This window comes from Bradyrhizobium sp. AUGA SZCCT0105 (genome assembly GCF_018129565.1).
Lineage (GTDB): Bacteria > Pseudomonadota > Alphaproteobacteria > Rhizobiales > Xanthobacteraceae > Bradyrhizobium.
The window spans coordinates 287,845-307,707 of sequence record NZ_JAFCMK010000003.1 but is presented as its reverse complement, the minus strand read 5'-3'; the positions used below and the strand labels follow the sequence as shown (position 1 = coordinate 307,707).

The window sequence follows — 19,863 nt, the reverse complement described above, 5'->3', positions numbered from 1 at the left end:
CGGGGCGGGAGCCTTGAGTCTTGTGGTGCAAATGCAACACCCGCCAACCAACGTGTGGCGAGGAGGCCAGAACGCCTAAAAAGTCGGCAGATGCATGTCTTTTCGCCTTCACGGTACCGTGCACCGGCCTCAGATTGATCCCACGCGATTGAGTTGCAGTCCGTTATCGCGCGCCCTGGGGGCCACCGGAGCTGGGCTGTCTTGAAAAGTAGATGGGGATCGTCATGAAGAAACTGGCTTTGTTAGCAACGGCGCTAGCAATGATTTCGAGCTCGGCAATGGCAGCTGACATGGCGGTGAAGGCCGTCAAGGCGCCGCCGCCGGCTCCCTTCGATCCCTGGGACGTCGCCTTCGGCGCCGGCATCATGAGCGACTACATCTTCCGCGGCGTCACCCAGTCCAACCACAATCCGTCGGTCACCGCCTATTTCGAGCCGCGCTACAACGTCAACAAGGACCTGCAGCTCTACATCGGCACCTCGACCGAAAGCATCTCCTTCGCCAACCGCGCTGCGGCCGAAGTCGACGTCTACGGCGGTATCCGCCCGACCTTCGGCGCCTTCGCCTTCGACATCGGTGTCTGGGGTTACCTGTATCCGGGTGGAACCTGCTACTTCGGCGCACCGACCGACACCGCCGGCAAGCTGCTCAGCCCGGAGTGCGCAGCCAACGCCCTGCTGAACGGCAACGTGATGAAGAAGGACGTCTCGTTCTTCGAAGTCTACGGCAAGGCGACCTGGACCATCAACGACAACTGGGCGTTCACCATCAACGAGTACTACTCGCCGAACTTCCTCAACACCGGCGCCTGGGGCAACTACTCCTCGATCATCGGCAAGTACACCGCGCCGAGCACCGTGTTCGGCACCAGCGGCGTCGGCATGTATGTGTCGGGTGAGTTCGGCCGGCAGTGGCTCGGCACCTCGGACAGCTTCTACGGCGTTCCGGCGTTCCCGAACGGCATCAAGTATGCCGACTACAACACCTGGAACATCGGCATCGGCTTCACCTACAAGGTGTTCACGCTCGATCTGCGCTACTCCGACACCGACCTGTCGAAGGGCAATTGCAGCGCCTTCACCAGCGATTTCACCGCGGGCGGAACCACCAACGTCACCCCGATCAATCCGGGCGGCACGGGCTCCAACTGGTGCGGCGCGGCTGGTATCGCCAAGCTCTCGGTCGACCTGACCGCGATGTCCAACCTGAAGTAATTTCCTCTTCCGAGGATCGCGGGGGCGGCAGAGCAATCTGCCGCCCCCTTTTGTTTTGCGGACTCGGTGATGACGAGGCTGGAGCGGCGGACTGGCTCATCTCTCCCGCTTGCGGGAAGAGGGAGCCGAGTGCCCGCAGCTTGATTCGCTCGCCTACGACGCGGCGGCCTCGACCTTGTCACGCAAGGTGAAGCGGTCGCCGTCGCGGATCAGCGACACGTTGCGCTGGTGGAAGGCGTCGAGCGTCGCGCGGTGGCCGATCGAGACCACCGTGGTGTCGGGCAGCTTCTCGGCGATCAGCCTGTAGAGCGCGGCTTCCGACGGCTCGTCGAGCGAGGCCGTCGCCTCGTCCAGGAACAGGAATTGCGGCGCATGCAACAACGCGCGGGCGATGCCGAGCCGCTGCTGCTCGCCGAGCGACAGCATCCGGTTCCAGTGCGCTTCTTCCTCGAGCCGCGTCGCGAGCTGCGGCAGTCCGACAGCAGCGAGGACCTCGCGGACCCGAGCCGCATCGTAGCTCGCAGCCTGGCCCGGATAGACCACCGCGTCATGCAGCGAGCCGATCGGCAGATAGGGACGTTGCGGCAGCATCATCAGGCTGGCGTTGGCGGGGACCTGGACTGCGCCGCGGCCGAACGGCCAGATGCCGGCCATCGCGCGGAACAGCGTGGACTTGCCGGCGCCCGAGGGACCGGTGACAAGGGTGCGCTCATTGTCGCGAAGGCTGAAGCCGTCCGCGGCGAGTAGCGGCTTGCCGTCGGGCAGCGTGACCAGGAGATCGTCGAGATCGATCGTGTCGCCGGCTGTGGGCTTGACGTGGATGATGTCCTGCCTCTGCGCGAGCGCATCGCCACCGCGGATCGAGTTCTCGAAGCCATCGAGACGCGCGACCACCGATTGCCATTCAGCCAGCGTCCGGTAGGCCGAGATGAAGAACGACAGTGAATCCTGCACGCTGCTGAAGGCGGACGCGGTCTGCATCATGCCACCGAGCTGGATCTTGTTGGCGAAATAGGCCGGTGCGATCAGCACGTAGGGGAAGATCACGGCGGCCTGCGAATAGGTCGCGGTGAACGCGGTCAGCTTCTTGGTTCGTTGCATGATGTCGAGCCAGTTCCCGACCACGAAGCCGAAGCGATCGAGCAATCGCGTGCGCTCGGCCGGTTCGCCGTGGAGCAGTGCAATCTGCTCGGCGTTCTCGCGGGTCCGCACCAGGTTGAAGCGAAAATCGGCCTCGAACCGTTGCTGCCGGAAGTTGAGGTCGACCAGCGGCCTGCCGATCAGGTGGGTCAAGAGCGTTCCGAGGATCGCGTACACCAGCGCGCCCAGCACCAGATAGCCGGGAATCGCGAGGTCCTGGCCGAACAGATGCAGCGGCGCCTGATTGGAAAGGCCCCACAGGATGAAGACGAAGGAGGCAAGCGTCACGACGGCGCTCAGCAATCCGATCCCGAGCGTCAGGGTCTGTTCGACGAAGCGCTGGGTGTCGTCGGCGATACGCTGGTCCGGGTTATCAGCGGCGTCGCCGAGCAACTGCATGCGGTAGTGGTTGGCATCCTGCAGCCAGCCGCCGAGATAACGCGTGGTCATCCAGCGCCGCCAGCGGATCTGCAGCCATTGATTGAGATAGAGCTGGTAGACTTTCAGGCCGATCCAGAAAGCTGCGAGCACGCAGAAATAGCCGATCTGATAGGTGAAGACCGCTTGATCGCGCTCCTGCAGCGCGTTGTAGAAGACATTGTTCCAGCGGTTGAACAACACGGTCAGAAAGACGGCGGCGAGCTCGAGTATCACCACCGCGGCCAACAGCCCGCGGCCTGCCCATTTGTCGTCGGAGTTGAAATAGGGCGAGGCGATGCGCCACACCGTCGCGAGCGTCGAGCGAATGTTGTTCACAGATTATCGTCTCCGGGGAAGCGGCCGCAACGGCCTGAAGAATCGGGACAATCGCAGTGCACCTCGACTAAAGTCGTAGGTCTGGCATGCAAGCGTTGGCTTGTCCCGGCGATCGAGTCAACCCTAGCATGACGACAACGGCGAGGGGCGGGGGACCTTCGATTTTTCGCGAGGATGTGAGCGATCCTTACCGATCGTTCATTCGCGAGCCGGGGCTGCAATTCTTCCGACGGACTCCCGCAATCGCACCAGCGCGCCTGCCTGCACCGAGGCCGGGGCGCTGCATAAGAATGTGGGAAGGACCCCGAGATGAGCACTTGGAATCAAATCTACAATCCGCTGGGCAATGCGGGGCTGTCGACGCTGGCGGCCGCCATTCCCGTGGTCACGCTGCTGGTGCTGATCGCCAGCGGCAAGGTGAAGGCACATATCGCCGCCATCGTCGCCGTGATCGTGACCAACCTGATCACGATCTTCGTCTTCACGATGCCGGCCGGCATGTCGATCCGCGCATCGATCCTCGGCATCGTCACCGGGTTCTTTCCGATCGGCTGGATCGTGCTCAACGTCATCTTCCTCTACCAGGTCACGGTGAGGTGCGGGAAGTTCGAGCTGCTCAAGCGCGCGGTCGGCGGCGTCACCGAGGATCGCCGCCTGCAGTTGCTCCTGATCGCGTTCTCGTTCGGCGCCTTCTTCGAGGGCGCCTCGGGCTTCGGCACGCCGGTCGCCATCACCGGTGCGGTGCTGATCGGGCTCGGCTTCTCGCCGCTCGCAGCCTCCGGCCTGTCGCTGATCGCCAACACCGCCCCGGTCGCCTTCGGCGCGCTGGGCACGCCGATCCAGGGCCTTGCCTCGGTCACCGGGCTCGATCCCTACCTCCTCGGCGCCATGGTCGGCCGGCAGCTGCCGCTGTTCTCGCTGATCGTGCCGTTCTGGGTGGTATGGGCATTCGCGGGCTGGCGCGGCATGAAGGAAGTGTGGCCAGCGATCCTGGTCACCGGCGTGTCGTTTGCGGTCCCGCAATTCGTGATCTCGAACTACATCAATCCCTGGATCGTCGATATCGGCGCCTCGCTGATCTCGATGGGCGCGCTGATCCTGTTCCTCAAGGTCTGGCAGCCGCGTCAGCTCTGGCTGTCGCCCGCGCTGCGCGGCCGCGATGAATCGGCGGCGACGATGGCGGCCGCCAAGCCGCTCGACAAGACGCCGCTGACCCAGGGCGAATTGTGGAGCGCGCTGCTGCCATGGATCATCGTCTGCATCCTGATGCTGATCTGGGGCAACGGCGCCTTCAAGGCCTGGGCGAATGCCAACTTCGTCTGGAACTATCCGGTGCCCGACCTCGACAAGCTGATCTTCAAGGTGCCGCCGGTGGTGGCCAAGCCGACGCCGGAAGCAGCGGTGTTCGGCTTCACCTATTTGTCGTTCACCGGCACCGGATTGCTGATCGCCGCGATCATCTCGGGTCTCCTGATGGGCTTCTCGCCGCTCAAGCTGATCGCCGAATATGGCCGCACCATCCGTCTGTGCGCGATCTCGCTGATCACGATCTCGGCGATGCTGGCGATCGGCACGCTGACCCGGCTCTCCGGCGTCGACGCCACCCTCGGCCTCGCCTTCGCCGCGACCGGCGTGCTCTACCCGTTCTTCGGCACGCTGCTTGGCTGGCTCGGCGTGGCGCTGACCGGATCGGACACCTCGTCCAACATCCTGTTCGGCAATCTGCAGAAGATCACCTCCGAGCAGCTCGGCCTGCCGCCGATCCTGATGGCGGCCGCGAACTCCTCGGGCGGCGTGATGGGCAAGATGATCGACGCGCAATCGATCGTGGTCGCCTCCACCGCGACCAACTGGTACGGCCACGAGGGTTCGATCCTGCGCTACGTGTTCCTGCACTCGATCGTGCTGGCGTGCCTGGTCGGTCTGTTCGTGACCCTGCAGGCCTATGTCTACCCGTTCACGGCGATGGTTCTGAAATAAAGAGGCGAGGCGTCGCCCAAACGAAGATCCCCGCGGGTGCGAGCCCGCGGGGATTTTGCTTTTCAAGCGCTTTTTCTCGCGCCGCCATTCTGGCCAATCGCAGCCTCGTCCCATACAAGGGCGGCGTCGCAATTCCTGGGAATGGCATGATCTCGATGAAGCGGATTCTGAACGGCGGCATGGCCGCGTTGGTGGTCGTTGCAGCGGCGCTTAGCGCGGGGCCAGTGCAGGCCCAGGAAGAATTCCCGTTCGGCTTCGTGATGACGCTCGATGCCGCGCGCATGCCGGGCTCCAAGCGGATTCCCTCGATCGAGGTCGGCGACAATGGCGAGGTGATCCTCGAGCTGTGGTGCGACGGCGGCAAGGGCCAGTTCTCGGTTGCCGGCAACACCATCGTGTTCGTTCCCGGCACGATGGAGAACCGCAACTGCACGCCGGACCGGGCGCAGGCCGACAAGGATTTGCTCACCGCGCTCGGCGACACGACGAGCTGGCGGCGGCAGGGTGATCAGGTCACGTTCATCGGAAGCAAGTCGCTGCGTTTCGTGATCAACAGCAACTAGGGCATGATCCGGAAAAGTGCGAAGCGGTTTTCCGAAAAGATCATGCCCAAGCAAAAAGTGACGAACTCATCGCGCTGCTGCGTCGAACGCGGGCTCAGGGCGTTGCGACCAATCCGCTTGCGGTGGCAACGATCCAGCGATTGCCCCAGCGCACGATGGAATCGACCCGGCCGAGGCCTGGGACGACGTCGCCGCGTGCGGCCATCTTGACGCCCTCCGGCCCCTCGAGCACGGCGGTGCCGTCGCGGACTTCGACCACCGACCATCCGGGAATGGTGCTCGGCCGGGTCTCAGCCGCCGCTGCGACGGGCGGCTTCGTTCCGAGCGCCGCGGCCTGCGCGTTCAGGGTGGTGGGCGCGGCGCCCAGTGCGAGCGGGCGCGGGCTGGCAGGGGTGTTCTTCGGAATGCTGCCGGTGACAACGGGGTCGGCGTTGGACGCGGTCCGGCGCTCGCCCCTCGATTCGCTTCTTGGGCTCGGCCGCGTCTCGGCAACATGCGGGACAGGCGCTTCCTTCTGGGCCACCGGGACCGGGGCGGGAGTCGCAAAATCGTGCCAGTTGGCGCCGCCGGTCCATCCCAGCACGAAGCTTGCGGCCAGTGCGGTGGCTGCCAGCAGCGCGGTGCCGATGCGGTCGGCGAACGGCTCCCGCAGCAGCAGGGCGGCGTCGTGGTTTTCGCCTGAGACGTCCCAGAGGTCCGCCGTCTGCGCCGGCGAATGACCCTCCGTCACATCCGTTGGCCAGATGCTCCCAGGACTGATCGGCTCGCGGTCTTGCATGGCGTGACCCGTGTTCGGTGACGCAAAGGATGATCCTCGAAACTAAATCGAGCCTTAATTTTCGGTGACCGAACTGCGGCAGCACGAAGTCTTTTGGTCGCAGGGCTCCGTAAATTGACGGGACGGCGAGGGCGGCCGACAATCGCGACGACGACCCTGCATTGGCCGGAGATGCACACGCCTGACATCAGCATCGCCCCCGAAGACCCGCGGCAGCCCGACGTGCGGCAGCTGATCGATCTGTCGGACGCCCACATGCAGGCGCTGTATCCGCCTGATAGCAATCACCTCGCCCCCGTCGAGACGCTGGCCGCCCCGGATACGGTCTTCCTCGTCGCGCGGCGCCATGGCGAGGTGCTCGGGTCGATCGCCTTCCGCCTTATCGCGCCCGGTCATGCCGAGATGAAGCGGATGTTCGTGCGCGCCGACGCGCGCGGAGACGGGCTCGGCCGCCGGCTGCTCGACGCGCTGGAGGACGCCGCGCGCGACCGGCGGATCGCGCGCGTCAGCCTGGAGACCGGAATCCGGCAGCCGGAGGCGATCGTGCTCTATCGCGCCGCAGGCTATCAGGAGTGCCCGCCGTTCGGCGGCTACGCACCCGATCCGCTCAGCCTGTTCATGACCAAGCGTCTTTAGCTCCAAGCGGTCGTTTCCGGACGCCGTCACCGCAAAGCGGGTCGTCGCGGCGCTTAGGCGTCGCTATAGCGATGGCATGCTCGATTTCGCCGCCCAATATGCAGCCTTCCAGCGCCGCGATCCGGCCTGGGACGGCATCGTGTTCGTCGCGGTCAGGACGACGGGCGTGTATTGCCGTCCGGTGTGCCGGGCGCGCACGCCGCTCGCCCGCAATGTGCGGTTCTACGGCAGCGCCGCGTCGGCCGAGCGCGCCGGCTTCCGGCCCTGCCTGCGCTGCCGTCCCGAGGCGGCGCCGTTCTGCCCGGCATGGAAGGGCACCAGGACCACGGTCGAGCGCGCGCTGGCGCTGATCGAAGCGGGCGCACTCGACCGCGGCAATGTCGCTGCGCTGGCCGATCGGCTCGGCATCGGGGCGCGGCATCTGTCGCGGCTGTTCGCCGAACATCTCGATGCCTCGCCGCTGCAGGTCGCGCTCTCGCTGCGCGTGCAGCGCGCCAAGCGCCTGATCGACGAGAGCGATATTCCGCTCTCCTTGGTGGCGCAGCAAGCCGGCTTCTCCAGCGCAAGGCGCATGAACGCCGCATTCGCAAAACTCTATGGCCGTTCGCCCGTCTCGCTGCGACGGAATCGGCTGCCAAACATCACGATGCAATAATGGAGATCAGCAATGCCCAAGAGCTACGGCACCGTCAGTGCCGAACAGAAACTCAGGATGAGCGGCCTCGAATTCGTGCAAGGGCTCGCCTCGGGCGCCTTGCCGCTCAACACCATCGCGCGGACCCTCGGCTATGACGTCACTGAAGCCGAGCATGGCCGCGTCGTCGTCACGCTGCTGCCGACGGATGCGCATCTCAATCCGGCAGGCACCGTGCATGGCGGGCTCACCGCCACGCTGCTCGACAGCTGCATGGGGCTTGCGGTGCAGTCGACGCTCGATGCCGGAACCAGCCAGACCACGCTCGAATTCAAGATCTCGCTGGTGCGGCCGATCACGCCCGACACCGGCCCGATCCGGGCCGAAGGCCAGGTGCTCAATTGCGGTCGCCGCATCGGGACCGCGGAAGGCAGGGTCACCGACGAGAAAGGGCGGCTGCTCGCGCATGGCACGACGACGTGCCTGATCTTTCCGGCTTGATGAAGAGCCGCTGCGGAGAGACTGCGCCGGCACTGCATCAGGCGATGCGATGCCGGCGCGGTAACATTGGAACACGTCCAGCGAGCCTGCGGATTAGAGCGCTTCGATTTCACCGAGCCGATCGATTGGTCTAACCCGAACGCACGGAAAGTGCGTTCGGGTAGCTGCGATGCGATCGTCGATGAAGCGCCGGTTCACCCGGCGTAGCCACTCTGTTCAGGCAAGCGAATGAGGCCGAGCTGCAGCATGGCGGTGAGCGCATCCTCCTGTCCGAGCTCCTCGGCGATCCGTCCGTCCCGCACGCGCAGCACGGTCGTGCCGGCGAACGTCATCTTGCGGCCGGAGGCCGCAGGTAGCGAGCCGAGGCGGAAGTCGCTGAAGGCAGGCCCAGTGTGCGTGCCGCCACCTTCCCAGCGGCCGACGACGAGATCACCTTCCGCGACGAGATCGCCGACGCCCCAGAACTTGAGATCCGGAAACGCTTCACGAAACTCGGTGATGAATTGCGTGACCGCAGCGCGGCCCATCTTCGCTTCGTGCATCGGGTAGTGCACGACAATGTCCGGTGTCGCGAGCTCATCGATGATGCGCGGATTCCATGGGTTTCCCCAAAAACCCTCGAACCACCGGCCTACGACGCTCTTGTTTTCCTCTGACATCGGATCGTCTCCATTTGCATGTTGCCGGTATCGCGACCGGCGCTGTGTCGATGCACGCATTAGGCATTTTGAGGCGGGTGTCGTGCCACCCGATTCCGGATCGGGCGTGCTGCCGGTGCTCAGGCGAGATTCCGCTTTGTCGATATGGCGCTTAGCGCCGCTTCTCGAACGTCATCGCGCAAACGGGAAGCGGGTGGTTCGCGCAACATCAGCACGAAATCGTTTGCGTCAACACACAGGAGAAAACATCGTGCGCAACTTCGATGCGATCGCCGCGCTGCGCGGCGACGGACTTCGCCTCGAGCTGCGGGCGCTGCTCGATCGCGCTGCGGTCGAGCCTCGTTCCGAATTGTTCGCCAGAAACGACGGGATGCTTCAATCCGGCCCGGACGCAGCTCCCGAGATGGCGCGCGACAACGTCGTGCCGTTGAAGCGCAGGACAGCCTGAATCAGGAGAGCGCCGGCTTCAGCGCCACACCGACTTGTCGGCGTCCCAGCGCTGGCCTTTGAGCTCCTTGACCAGCGCGTCGATCGCGCCGTTGTCGTCCTTGGCCTCGCTGCCTTCCTCGTCGCTGCTGGAATCGTCGGAGAGATTGAGCTTGGCGCCGGCGCTGTCATCCGACGTCGAGACGGTGGGGCTCGAGACCCACAGCATCAGTTTGTCGGAGCTGCCGGGCTTGTCGGGCGCGACGAGGGCGGTGACCTCGTAATTCTGGGTGAGGCCGAGCGCAGGGTAGATCGCGCTCGGCCGCTTCAGCACCAGCTTGAGCTTGCCGGTGTTCGCGTTCCAAGTCGCCGAGGCGGGCTTTGCCGAAAGCGTCTTCGCCAGCACGCCCGCGATCGCGGTTGCGAGCTTGTCCTTGTTGATCTTGTCGCCGCTGGTCCAGTCCGCGGCGGCGAAGCGGATGGTGCGGTCCATCTCGACCACGCCGCTGGTCCAGCCGGCCGCCGTCACGCCGGGCGCTGATTTCGCCTTGGCAAGCAGCGCGCTGGCGTGCTCGGGATCGACGGTGAGGTTGATGGTCTGCTCGCCGGAGCGCATCGCATCGCAGGTCACCGCGAGGCTGGAGGTGCCGATCTCGGCGGCCTCGCCCTTCAGGCTCTTGAGGAATTCGGCCGCCGCATCGAGCTTCACCCGCACCCCGATCGATTCCGGCGAGACGTCGGTGAAGTCCTTTGGCTGCGGCGTGATGCCGTCCTCGGTGGCCTGGTTGTCCTGGAATTCCTTCTCGCTGAGATCGGAATTGTCCGTCGAGGCGACCTCGGTCACGGTCTGGCCGATCGTGATCTGGCCGCGGAACTCAAAGCTGTCGCCGGTCTGCTTGCGGTTCAGCTTGACCGTGATCGGCTGCTTGTCGGCGACGCTCTGGGTGGTGCCGGACAGCGTCTGGCCGTTGACGGCGAGGTTGGCGACGAAGCGGTCCTTGCGGTCGGAGCTCTTGTCGGCGGGATAGCAGACGTCGAGCACGGCCGCGGTCACGGTCTTGCCCTGGCGGGTTTCCTTCAGCACGACGTCGGCATTGCCGTCCATCAGGCCGTCGATCGAGGTGAAATAGCGCGTCTCGGGGCCATTCGACGGTGCCGGCTTCGTTTGCAGCTTCATCTGGGCGAGGGCAGGTGCCGACACGACGGCAAGACCGAGCAGCAGGAGCGGGAGCGCGCGCATACGATGAGTCCTCGAAGGGTAGAATCGGTTCCGTCGTAACTAGCAAACCTCCGTCTCATTGGCCAAAAAAGAAGGCCGCCTAACGGCGGCCGGCTATCGCATACGAGATGATCGGACCTTTTTGGCACCGTCATGGCCGGGCTCGTCCCGGCCATCCACGTCTTTCTTTACGTGGGACCGAAGGCGTGGATGCCCGGGACAAGCCCGGGCATGACGAATGCGGAGACGGCACCGCTTCGATTATGCGTTTTGCGACGAACTTACGCCTGCTCGCGTCATGCGCGGTCGTCGGGTTCCTGTCCGCTCTCCAGCCTGGCGCGCAGCGTGCTGACGACGCGACTCACGGTTTCGATGTCCTTCATCGACAATCCGTCGGAAAGGCGGTTCACCCAAGGTAGCTGCAGGCGCATGGCCGCCTCGAAGGCGTGCCGTCCCTTCTCGGTCAGCACGACGAGCTGGGCCCGGCGATGATGCGGATTGGTCTCGAATGTGACGAGCCCGTCCCGTTGCAGGTCATTGACGATCCGCTGCACGTTCTGTCTGGCAGCGCCGAGGTCGCGCGCCAGCCACGCGACCGGTTGCGGGCGTTCGGCGGTGACGATGGCGCCGAGAATCTGCCAGCGTGCGCTGGTCAGGCCAAGTCCAGCCACCATCCGGTCGCCGGCGGTGAACAGCAGGCTGTTGAGCCTGAACAGGTCGAGAATCAAGTCGCTCAGGGCCTCGCCGGCCGGAGTTCGCTTGGTGTGCGGCATTTGTCACCATAAGTTGATATTGACATCATGATGTCAAATACGTATGTATCCATCTGATCGAAATGACATCATAGCACCATATCAACGGAGCCAGCCATGCCGCAGATGCGCCCCCTCGACCCCGCATTCCCGATCGACCGCCAGCTCGCGGTCGATGCCAGCAACATCGTGCTCGTCAATCTCTTCACGCTCGACAAGGCGGACGAGGAGATCTTTCTGAAAGCCTGGCAGGGCGACGCCGCCATCATGAAGCGGCAGCCCGGCTTCATCTCGACCCAGCTGCACCGCGCGCTCGGCGACAGCCCGGCCTATCTGAATTATGCGGTGTGGGAGTCGACCGCGGCTTTCCGGGCGGCGTTCGCCAATCCCGAGTTCAGGGTCAAGCTCGCGGCCTATCCGGCCTCGGCGGTGGCGTCGCCGCATCTGTTCCAGAAGGTCGCGGTAGCTGACATCTGCGTCGCGTAGGCAGCCGGTACGGCGGATTAGCCGACTACGTCCGCCGTAGCTCAACGAGCGAAGGCGGAAGGCGAAATCCGTCGATCACGCGCGAGATATCGGCGGATTGCGCTTCGCTAATCCGCCCTACGATCTGCTGGACGTTGGACATCGCGTCAAACGCTCAACTGTGCACCAGCATGCCAACACCGAGCGTGGCAGCGGCAGCCAGAAAGGCAATGTCCAGAAACCGCAGCGGCGCTGTTGGACGGCGGCCGGCCGAACCGGACATGACGTAATAGATGCAATAACCTGCGCCGAGGACCACAAACGTCAACGTCTGCTTGATCCAGAACGTCAGGACGACCGCAAGATCATCGGTGCTGTCCAGGGCATAGGCGCCCAGCGCGAGCACCGCGCCGATCGCGTAGAACAGCGCCAGCGTTGACGTCAGGGATTTGGCGTCGCGGGACATGCGATGATCCTTACAGCTCCATCGTCATCAAATCGCAAAAAAGAAGGCCGCCCGGAGGCGGCCTTCGATTTCGATGCGAATGTGGCGGGGCTTAGAAGCCGCCCATGCCGCCCATTCCACCCATGCCACCGCCGCCCGGCATCGCCGGCGCCGCGTCCTTCGGCAGTTCGGCGACCATGGCTTCGGTGGTCACCAAGAGGCCGGCCACGGAGGAGGCGTCCTGCAGCGCGGTGCGCACCACCTTGGCGGGGTCGATGATGCCCTTGTCGACCATGTCGACATACTCCTCGGTCTGGGCGTCGAAGCCGAAGGTCTCCGATTTGTTCTCGAGGATCTTGCCGACCACGATCGAGCCCTCGACACCGGCGTTCTCCGAGATCTGGCGAACCGGAGCTTCGAGCGCCTTGAGCACGATGTTGATGCCGGCCTGGACGTCGGCATTCGGGTTGGTGAGACGGCCGACCGCCTTCTTGGCGCGGAGCAGCGCGACGCCGCCACCGGGCACGATGCCTTCCTGCACCGCGGCGCGGGTCGCGTTCAGTGCGTCCTCGACACGGTCCTTCTTCTCCTTGACCTCGACCTCGGTCGCGCCGCCGACCTTGATCACCGCAACGCCGCCGGCGAGCTTGGCAAGGCGCTCCTGCAGTTTCTCACGGTCGTAGTCCGAGGTGGTCTCCTCGATCTGCGCCTTGATCTGGCCAACGCGGGCGTCGATGTCCTTTTTCTTGCCCGCGCCCTTGACGATCGTGGTGTTCTCCTTGTCGATCACGATCTTGCCGGCGCGGCCGAGCATGTTGACCGTGACGTTCTCGAGCTTCATGCCGAGGTCGTCGGAGATCAGCTGACCGCCGGTCAGGATCGCGATGTCCTCCAGCATCGCCTTGCGGCGATCGCCGAAGCCCGGCGCCTTGACGGCGGCGACCTTGAGGCCGCCGCGCAGGCGGTTGACCACCAGCGTCGCCAGCGCCTCGCCCTCGACGTCCTCGGCGAGGATCAAGAGCGGACGGCCCGACTGCACCACCGCTTCCAGCACCGGCAGCATGGACTGCAGGCCGGTCAGCTTCTTCTCGTGCAGCAGGATGTAGGCATCCTCGAGCTCGGCGGTCATCTTCTCGGCGTTGGTGATGAAGTAGGGGCTGAGATAGCCGCGGTCGAACTTCATGCCCTCGACGATGTCGACCTCGGTATCGAGCGACTTGTTCTCCTCGACGGTGATGACGCCCTCGTTGCCGACCTTCTGCATCGCCTGCGCGATCATCTTGCCGATGGCGGCATCGCCATTGGCCGAGATGGTGCCGACCTGGGCGACTTCCGAAGAGGAGGCGACCGGCTTGGCGCGCTTCTCGATGTCCTTGATGACGGCGGCGACCGCGGTGTCGATGCCGCGCTTGAGGTCCATCGGGTTCATGCCGGCGGCGACCGCCTTGGCGCCCTCGCGGACGATGGCCTGCGCCAGCACGGTCGCGGTGGTGGTGCCGTCACCGGCGGTGTCGTTGGTCTTGGAAGCGACCTCGCGCAGCATCTGCGCGCCCATGTTCTCGAACTTGTCCTCGAGCTCGATCTCCTTGGCGACGGTGACGCCGTCCTTGGTGATGCGGGGAGCGCCGAAGCTCTTCTCGATGACGACGTTGCGGCCCTTCGGGCCGAGCGTCACCTTCACGGCATTGGCGAGCACGTCGACACCGCGCAACATGCGGTCGCGGGCGTCTCCGGCGAATTTTACGTCCTTGGCAGCCATTGATTTGAACTCCTGGAATGTCTGTGAATTGCTTGCCGCTCGCTTCGCGCGTCATTGCCGGGCAAAAGCACGAAGTGCGTCTTCGTGCTGGGTGACCCGGCAATCCATCGCCCTAGTAAGAGTCTTGGGAAGCGTGATGGATGCCCGGATCAAGTCCGGGCATGACAGCGGAGCGAGCGCCGCGTTTCTCGAATTGGGTCGTGGCCTTACGCCAGCACGCCCATGATGTCGGACTCCTTCATGATCAGGAGCTCCTGGTTGTCGAGCTTGACCTCGGTGCCCGACCACTTGCCGAACAGCACGCGGTCGCCGACCTTGAGGTCGATCGGGATCAGCTTGCCGGCCTCGTCGCGGCCACCCGGGCCGACGGCGACGATCTCGCCCTGGGACGGCTTTTCCTTGGCCGAGTCCGGAATGATGATGCCGCCCTTGGACTTCTCCTCGGCATCGATACGCTTGACCACGACGCGGTCATGCAGTGGGCGGAAGGTGGATTTAGCCATGACGTTCCCTCTTGGAGGCTCGGTTTCAGGTCCGGTTCATCGAGACCGGCGTTGAATGCCGGTCCGGTCGGCGCCAGGCAGGACGCCCGGCGGATTTAGCAATCGTGGTGCGAGAGTGCTAATTGTGCGCCGGGAAATATGGCTTGGCGCAGTTTCTGTCAAGCAAACGGGTTAAGGCCTTGGTGAGGCCAATATAGGATGGTGGACCGGAAACCAAATCGTAGCGATGACGTAATTTTGTCAGACGTCATTGCTCCGCCTTAAGTTTTACGCTTGGCTGCATGACGGGTGCGGCCGGGAGATAGTTCGGGGGATGCATATGATCAGGTCACTCAACGCGCGATTGGTCGCACGGTTCGCGGCTGTCTCGGCGCTGACGACACTTTTGGGGGCATGCGGCAGCATGAGCCTGCCGTCGTTGTCGTCGAACCCCGAGCCGGGGCCGGTCGAACCGGGAGTGGCTCCGGAGATGCCGGCGAGCATCCGCCCCGACGAGATCGTCGGCCGCTGGGGCCTCGCCTCGTTCCAGAATCCCGCCGACCGCGCCCGCACTGAGGCCGCCGCGCGCGGCCAGTGCAAGCAGCCTTACGTGATCGGTGCCGGCCAGAGCGGCGGTGTCATCATGCATCTCGCCGACCAGGCCACCCCGCAGGAACTGCGGCTGAAGGGTTCCCCGAGCGGCAAGAACTATATCGGCCCGCCCGGACCTGTGCCCGGCGAGCAGGACCGCGAGATCATCTCGTTCGACGGCCGGGTCTTGATCACCCGTTTCGTCGACAAGGACGCCGCCACCCGCTACGGCAACATGGTCTACGTCCGCTGCGCCCCGAGGGCGTGACGCGGCTGGCACGTCATTCGGGGTCGATGCGACGCATCGAACCTCAGGTGCGCAACTGCGCACCGGGGAATCTCGACGTCATGGCCTCGCCGTAGGTCAAAACAAAACCGCCGGCCCCGAGGGCCGGCGTTTTTCGTCTGTCCATGAACGAACCGCTGGGAGCACGAACCTTGCCGTGTCGCCCTGGGTTGTGACTTGCAAAGACCTGCTTTATCGCCGGACCCCAACCCGATTGACGCCACCATTCAGGTTGCCGCCCGCGTGATGACGAACCGTAGCCCGCGCCACCGGACGAGGCCTTAGCACGACGCCTGCCCTCGCTACGCAACCGTTCGGATAGCCGACATACTGGCAGTAGACGACCGCCTTGGCCGGTGCCGGATTGAGCGCAACACCTGCTGCCCCCAACAGGAGGCTCGCCACGATCCCGGTAACCGTAACCGACCTGGTCGAAAAAAAGTTCGTCCGATGCATGGTGATCCTCTCCATCGCAAGCGAACCGACGATGATTGCGGCGGTTCAGGCGCGGCTGAAGATTTGGCTGGCAAAGGATAGGCGATGTTGACGTAGATCAACGCTGGGCGCGGCCCGCCACGATGTGCATCGATCTCTTCACATGAAAGAGGGCGGCTCACTGAGCCCGCCCTCTTGTCGTGTGTCGTTGCGCGGATCTCACTGACAGATGTAACTGTGGCCGTCGGCCATCTTCGTCATCGTGCCAGGTTCGCAGGTAATTCCATTGGCTGCCTTGTAGTCTGCCCATCCGGCATAACCGTAATACGGGCTGCCACCATAGTAGGCTCGTGCCGGATAGTAGGGCTGGCCAAAGTGGGGATCCGTCTGGGCGGCGTATGCATCGGTCCAGTTATTTGTGCCCCAGCCAGCATAGACCGGCGCAGTGGCGGCTGCCGTGGCGACCGCGGCCGTGGCGGCGATTCCCGCGCCGACTCCGTACCCGTACGCAGCGCGCCGGGTGTGACGACGTGCAACGCCCGCGACGCTCACGGGCGTCAGCGGTCGGCCCACGCGCGCCTGGGCGCTTTCGACTGACGCCGAAATGCCGCCCTGCTCAGACCATGTGATGGAGAACAGTGTCGCACAAGCGAAAGTCGAGAGCGCAATTGCAGTATTCCTGACATTTCTTCGCGTCATGTTCGATCTCCAGTGTTGAGTAGTCCAGTGGCTCCCCCCAATCAGTGATTCCTCAACAAGCCGCAGGTATCAGCGCCCAAGAAACCCGCCGTGCATCGTCATGGTTTCAATGACGGCCGCGCCCAGGCGAAGCCTGTTCGCCCTTGGATGCGCGCAACGAGTGGCCGGCAAAGCTGTACTGTGTGTTGTGTGAAAGTGCGAAGCCCCGCTCGGGGCGACCGGATTCACTCCGGAAGTCCGATGCAACCGGCACCCAATGTTGGCTCCCGGCACACGCATGACAATTTCCTCACGTACAGTATGCGCCTGCGACAGCGGACCTGCCAGTAAATTTGCAGGTGTCACAATTGGCACAAACTGCATGCGGTCGAGACAGAGGTTCTGACCGATGTGTCACTTGACGTGCATGCAAGGAAAGCTGCCGTACAGAATTACTCACGCCTTGCAACGCGGCGAGCGATGATCTGGCAACTTTGTCTGGTGATCCCTCTCGGGCTCGACCACCGCTCAAACAAAAACGCCGGCCCGAGGGGCCGGCGCTTTTCGTTTTGATCCGACAAATCTCAGTTGAACGTCGCGTCAGTTGAACATAGCGTCGATGTCGTCCTGCGAGGCGTGGCCCGCGTCGCCGTCGAGCTTCGGGCCGTTGAGCAGGCGGGCATCGCCCTCGCGGGTGTCGACGATCGGCGGGACGTGGGTCTTGATGGCGTCGACGCCGCCCCAGATGTTCATCATCTCGTTGATGTGCTGTTCGATGAACTTCATCGTCTGCATCACCTTGCTGATGCGCTGGCCGGTGAGGTCCTGGAAGTTGCAGGCCTCGAAGATCGAGACCACGCGCTCCTGAATATCTTCGCTGAGCCGTTTCTGCTGGTCGGGCGTCACGTTGTTCGCGAGCGCGGTCGCGGCCTGGTCGATCGCTTCCACCGCCTCGAGGATCTGCTGGGTGGCCTGTTCGGTGCCGCCGACCACGGCGCCGAGCTCGCCATTGACCTTGGCCATCTCCTCGCCGTTGAAGCTCTTGCCGTGCAGCACGGCGATCTCGCGCTTGGTGCGGCTGATCGCGTCGTGGATCAGGTCGAGCTCGACCTTGAGCTTCTCGCACTGTTCGACCTGCGCGCGGTAGGTCTCGAGCAGCGCTTGCGTCTCGGCGACTTCGCGGGCGACGGCGGCATCGACGCTGTCGCCGGTGCGCTGCGCCGGTGCCGCGGCCATCTGGGCGCGGATCGAGCGAAGCTCTGCCATGATTTCCCGATGCATCGGACCGAGCTCGCCGCTGCCGGCAACTTCCGGCTCCGGCATCACGACTTCACCCATGGCCTGCTCGACACGAAAACGCTTACGCTTCACTGACATGATTTCATTCCCGCCCCTTCACTGCAGTTCGTTCTAGCGAAAGGTGATTTAACGTCAGGTTCACGCGGGAACAGTTTGCGCCGAGTGCGCGCAACCGCTGCGATACCGGCGATTAACCATGTCGCCGCGGCATTCACGCAAAATAAACGCTGTCAGGCAAAACCGCGCTGCATTGTCGAGATGGTGAATCCAAACCGCGATTCCGTTTACCAAACCGATGCGGTTTTCATTGCTTATTGACCACGTGCAACGGGGCTTGTGCGCTCCGTCCACGTCACACGTCACGACGAAACCAGTACAGAGTACGTCGATGTTCAGGAAAACCACGCTTGCGCTGCTCGCCGGCGCCTCTTCGCTTATCGCCGTTCCCCATCATGCGATGGCGATCGACGCGTCGGCTCAGCCCGAGCCCACCGTGATCTACGCCAACCAGGGCGCACCGCAGCCGCCGATGCGCACCGCTTATGTGCAGCCGCAACGCTCCAACATGGGCGGCGGCTTCATCGAATTCCTGTTCGGCGATGCGCCGTCGTCGCAGGGGTATTCGCCGCAGCCGATGTATCAGCAGCAGCCTGGCTATTACGGCAACCGCCAGGGGCTGCCGCCGATGGATCCGCAGCAGCAGATGATCCGCCAGCAGGAAGAGGCGGCGGGCGATCCAACGCAGCGTCCGTTCGATTCCAGATATGAAAAGCAGCTGGTCGATTACAGCGGCAAGGAAGGCGTCGGCACCATCGTCGTCGATACGCCGAACAAGTTCCTCTATCTGGTGCAGGGCGACGGCCGCGCGCTGCGCTACGGCATCGGCGTCGGACGGCCCGGCTTCACCTGGGCCGGCGTCAAGACGATCTCGGCGAAGAAGGAATGGCCGGCCTGGACGCCGCCGCCGGAAATGCTGGCGCGCCGTCCCGACCTGCCGCGGCACATGGAAGGCGGCCCGGAGAATCCGCTCGGCGCCCGCGCGATGTATCTCGGCTCCTCGCTCTATCGTATCCATGGCTCCAACGAGCCCTGGACGATCGGCACCAACGTCTCGTCCGGCTGCATCCGGATGCGCAACGAGGACGTGATCGACCTCTACGGCCGCGTCAATGTCGGCGCCAAGGTTGTCGTGATGTAAGTGTGGTTTTGAAGCAGCTGCTCTAAAGATGGTGTCGTCCCGGCTTTCGCCGGGACGACGGAATCAAAACGGCCGCTCGATTGGAGCGGCCGTTGTCGTTTCAGCGATCGCGCTTACGCGTAATCGCTGTTGTCGTCGCCGCCGTTGTCGTCGAAATCGTCGGCGTCTTGATCATCGTCGCTGTCCTGGTCGGCCTGCGCCTGGTCGAACGCGCCGGCGCGCGAGCCGGAATCACTGTCGCGACCGGACGAACTGACATCGTTGATCCCGGCGTCACGGGCAAGGTTGCTCGACGACTGGTCGCCGCCCCAGGGACGCGAACCACCGCCGAGGCCGCCGGCGTCGGCCAGCGATTGATGGCTTCCGCCACCCATCATGCCGCGAATGCTGGAGAGCAGCAGTCCGCCGCCGACCACGCCGGCCGCGGCCGCAGCCGCAGTGCCGAGGAACGAGCCGCCACCGCCGCCGGGCGCGCCGCCGCCGAAGGGCGGGGGCTGCTGGCCGCCGTAGGGCTGGCCGTATTGGGGCTGGCCGTATTGCTGCGGCGGTTGGCCATAGCCGCCCGCCTGCTGCATCGCCTGGCCCGAGTTCCAGACCGGGCGGCTGCCGCCGACATCCGGCGGGCGCACCGGCGGCACCGAGCCGTGCGGCTGCTGCTGGCCCTGTCCGAAGATCGCATCGCGCATCGAATCGAGGAAGCCGCCGCCCTGCTGCTGTGCCGGCTGTTGCTGGCCGACCGCGGCCTCGAGCTCCTGGATCCGGTCATGGGCGCGCTTCAGCGCCTCGTCCTGCACCAGCGCGGTCTGCACCAGCGTGTAAACCGCATTCGGCGCGCTGCGCAGGCCCTGCATGATCGCGGACATGGCCTCGCCGTCGCGCGGGGCATTCTCCAGCTTGGCGAGCCGGTCGAAGAGATCGTCAATCAGTTGGCGTTCTTGCGGTGTCATGGCGTTCTCCATCGCGTCGA

Annotated in this window: 22 protein-coding genes; 10 read left to right on the top strand and 12 right to left on the bottom strand. The window is 64.4% G+C overall.

The window, feature by feature from the left end:
- The first annotated feature begins 224 nt into the window (after positions 1 to 224).
- The gene (locus tag JQ573_RS17320; RefSeq protein WP_092124043.1) at positions 225 to 1,214 is read left to right on the top strand and encodes a TorF family putative porin; all 990 of its coding nucleotides are present in this window, start codon (positions 225 to 227) and stop codon (positions 1,212 to 1,214) included.
- A 153-nt stretch (positions 1,215 to 1,367) separates the two neighbouring features.
- On the opposite strand, the gene JQ573_RS17315 is transcribed toward JQ573_RS17320, so the two are convergent.
- On the bottom strand, positions 1,368 to 3,110 hold the full coding sequence (locus JQ573_RS17315; protein ID WP_212313586.1) for an ABC transporter ATP-binding protein/permease: 1,743 nt from the start codon (positions 3,108 to 3,110) through the stop codon (positions 1,368 to 1,370).
- Positions 3,111 to 3,419: 309 nt separating this feature from the next.
- Between JQ573_RS17315 and JQ573_RS17310 the strand changes: the two genes are divergently transcribed.
- Positions 3,420 to 5,090 (top strand): L-lactate permease, encoded by a 1,671-nt coding sequence (locus JQ573_RS17310; RefSeq protein ID WP_212313584.1) that lies wholly within the window; start codon positions 3,420 to 3,422, stop codon positions 5,088 to 5,090.
- Between the two features lie 179 nt (positions 5,091 to 5,269).
- On the top strand, positions 5,270 to 5,653 hold the full coding sequence (locus tag JQ573_RS17305; RefSeq protein ID WP_249131969.1) for an META domain-containing protein: 384 nt from the start codon (positions 5,270 to 5,272) through the stop codon (positions 5,651 to 5,653).
- A 94-nt stretch (positions 5,654 to 5,747) separates the two neighbouring features.
- On the opposite strand, the gene JQ573_RS17300 is transcribed toward JQ573_RS17305, so the two are convergent.
- On the bottom strand, positions 5,748 to 6,383 hold the full coding sequence (locus tag JQ573_RS17300) for a hypothetical protein (RefSeq protein ID WP_212313580.1): 636 nt from the start codon (positions 6,381 to 6,383) through the stop codon (positions 5,748 to 5,750).
- A gap of 219 nt (positions 6,384 to 6,602) precedes the next feature.
- On the opposite strand from JQ573_RS17300, the gene JQ573_RS17295 reads away from it, so the two are divergent.
- The 3 genes from JQ573_RS17295 to JQ573_RS17285 all read left to right on the top strand — a co-directional run bounded on the left by JQ573_RS17295 (position 6,603) and on the right by JQ573_RS17285 (position 8,202).
- On the top strand, positions 6,603 to 7,067 hold the full coding sequence (locus JQ573_RS17295; RefSeq protein ID WP_212313578.1) for a GNAT family N-acetyltransferase: 465 nt from the start codon (positions 6,603 to 6,605) through the stop codon (positions 7,065 to 7,067).
- A gap of 76 nt (positions 7,068 to 7,143) precedes the next feature.
- Positions 7,144 to 7,722, top strand: coding sequence for a bifunctional transcriptional activator/DNA repair enzyme AdaA (locus JQ573_RS17290; RefSeq protein WP_212313576.1), 579 nt, complete (start codon positions 7,144 to 7,146; stop codon positions 7,720 to 7,722).
- Between the two features lie 12 nt (positions 7,723 to 7,734).
- The gene (locus JQ573_RS17285; protein WP_212313574.1) at positions 7,735 to 8,202 is read left to right on the top strand and encodes a PaaI family thioesterase; all 468 of its coding nucleotides are present in this window, start codon (positions 7,735 to 7,737) and stop codon (positions 8,200 to 8,202) included.
- Between the two features lie 194 nt (positions 8,203 to 8,396).
- On the opposite strand, the gene JQ573_RS17280 is transcribed toward JQ573_RS17285, so the two are convergent.
- Positions 8,397 to 8,861, bottom strand: coding sequence for an ester cyclase (locus JQ573_RS17280; protein WP_212313572.1), 465 nt, complete (start codon positions 8,859 to 8,861; stop codon positions 8,397 to 8,399).
- Positions 8,862 to 8,943: 82 nt separating this feature from the next.
- Here JQ573_RS17280 and JQ573_RS17275 point away from each other — a divergent pair, with 82 nt between their 5' ends.
- On the top strand, positions 8,944 to 9,309 hold the full coding sequence (locus JQ573_RS17275; RefSeq protein ID WP_212313570.1) for a hypothetical protein: 366 nt from the start codon (positions 8,944 to 8,946) through the stop codon (positions 9,307 to 9,309).
- Between the two features lie 18 nt (positions 9,310 to 9,327).
- Here the strand turns inward: JQ573_RS17275 and JQ573_RS17270 are convergent, their stop codons facing one another.
- Both JQ573_RS17270 and JQ573_RS17265 read right to left on the bottom strand, forming a co-directional pair.
- Positions 9,328 to 10,527 carry a hypothetical protein gene (locus JQ573_RS17270; protein WP_212313568.1) on the bottom strand — a complete coding sequence of 400 codons (1,200 nt, stop codon included), beginning with the start codon at positions 10,525 to 10,527 and terminating at the stop codon, positions 9,328 to 9,330.
- A gap of 275 nt (positions 10,528 to 10,802) precedes the next feature.
- Positions 10,803 to 11,279 carry a MarR family winged helix-turn-helix transcriptional regulator gene (locus JQ573_RS17265; RefSeq protein WP_212313566.1) on the bottom strand — a complete coding sequence of 159 codons (477 nt, stop codon included), beginning with the start codon at positions 11,277 to 11,279 and terminating at the stop codon, positions 10,803 to 10,805.
- A 96-nt stretch (positions 11,280 to 11,375) separates the two neighbouring features.
- Between JQ573_RS17265 and JQ573_RS17260 the strand changes: the two genes are divergently transcribed.
- Positions 11,376 to 11,744 (top strand): antibiotic biosynthesis monooxygenase, encoded by a 369-nt coding sequence (locus tag JQ573_RS17260; RefSeq protein ID WP_212313564.1) that lies wholly within the window; start codon positions 11,376 to 11,378, stop codon positions 11,742 to 11,744.
- 154 nt (positions 11,745 to 11,898) lie between these two features.
- On the opposite strand, the gene JQ573_RS17255 is transcribed toward JQ573_RS17260, so the two are convergent.
- The 3 genes from JQ573_RS17255 to JQ573_RS17245 form a co-directional block, all read right to left on the bottom strand.
- Entirely contained in the window at positions 11,899 to 12,189 is a 291-nt protein-coding gene (locus tag JQ573_RS17255) for a hypothetical protein (RefSeq protein WP_212313562.1), read from the bottom strand.
- Between the two features lie 91 nt (positions 12,190 to 12,280).
- Complete coding sequence (groL, locus tag JQ573_RS17250) at positions 12,281 to 13,927, bottom strand: chaperonin GroEL (RefSeq protein ID WP_092126735.1); 1,647 nt, start codon at positions 13,925 to 13,927, stop codon at positions 12,281 to 12,283.
- A 206-nt stretch (positions 13,928 to 14,133) separates the two neighbouring features.
- Complete coding sequence (locus JQ573_RS17245; protein ID WP_018269780.1) at positions 14,134 to 14,430, bottom strand: co-chaperone GroES; 297 nt, start codon at positions 14,428 to 14,430, stop codon at positions 14,134 to 14,136.
- A gap of 319 nt (positions 14,431 to 14,749) precedes the next feature.
- Here JQ573_RS17245 and JQ573_RS17240 point away from each other — a divergent pair, with 319 nt between their 5' ends.
- Positions 14,750 to 15,268 (top strand): hypothetical protein, encoded by a 519-nt coding sequence (locus JQ573_RS17240; RefSeq protein ID WP_212313560.1) that lies wholly within the window; start codon positions 14,750 to 14,752, stop codon positions 15,266 to 15,268.
- A 210-nt stretch (positions 15,269 to 15,478) separates the two neighbouring features.
- Here JQ573_RS17240 and JQ573_RS40230 read toward each other — a convergent pair whose 3' ends face one another.
- The 3 genes from JQ573_RS40230 to JQ573_RS17230 form a co-directional block, all read right to left on the bottom strand.
- Positions 15,479 to 15,757, bottom strand: coding sequence for a hypothetical protein (locus tag JQ573_RS40230; RefSeq protein ID WP_249131895.1), 279 nt, complete (start codon positions 15,755 to 15,757; stop codon positions 15,479 to 15,481).
- 183 nt (positions 15,758 to 15,940) lie between these two features.
- Complete coding sequence (locus JQ573_RS40225; protein WP_249131893.1) at positions 15,941 to 16,420, bottom strand: hypothetical protein; 480 nt, start codon at positions 16,418 to 16,420, stop codon at positions 15,941 to 15,943.
- Between the two features lie 579 nt (positions 16,421 to 16,999).
- Positions 17,000 to 17,776, bottom strand: coding sequence for a protein phosphatase CheZ (locus tag JQ573_RS17230; RefSeq protein WP_212313558.1), 777 nt, complete (start codon positions 17,774 to 17,776; stop codon positions 17,000 to 17,002).
- Between the two features lie 310 nt (positions 17,777 to 18,086).
- Here JQ573_RS17230 and JQ573_RS17225 point away from each other — a divergent pair, with 310 nt between their 5' ends.
- Complete coding sequence (locus tag JQ573_RS17225) at positions 18,087 to 18,896, top strand: L,D-transpeptidase (RefSeq protein WP_212313556.1); 810 nt, start codon at positions 18,087 to 18,089, stop codon at positions 18,894 to 18,896.
- Positions 18,897 to 19,009: 113 nt separating this feature from the next.
- Here JQ573_RS17225 and JQ573_RS17220 read toward each other — a convergent pair whose 3' ends face one another.
- Positions 19,010 to 19,843 carry a DUF2076 domain-containing protein gene (locus tag JQ573_RS17220; RefSeq protein ID WP_212313554.1) on the bottom strand — a complete coding sequence of 278 codons (834 nt, stop codon included), beginning with the start codon at positions 19,841 to 19,843 and terminating at the stop codon, positions 19,010 to 19,012.
- Positions 19,844 to 19,863 lie beyond the last annotated feature (20 nt).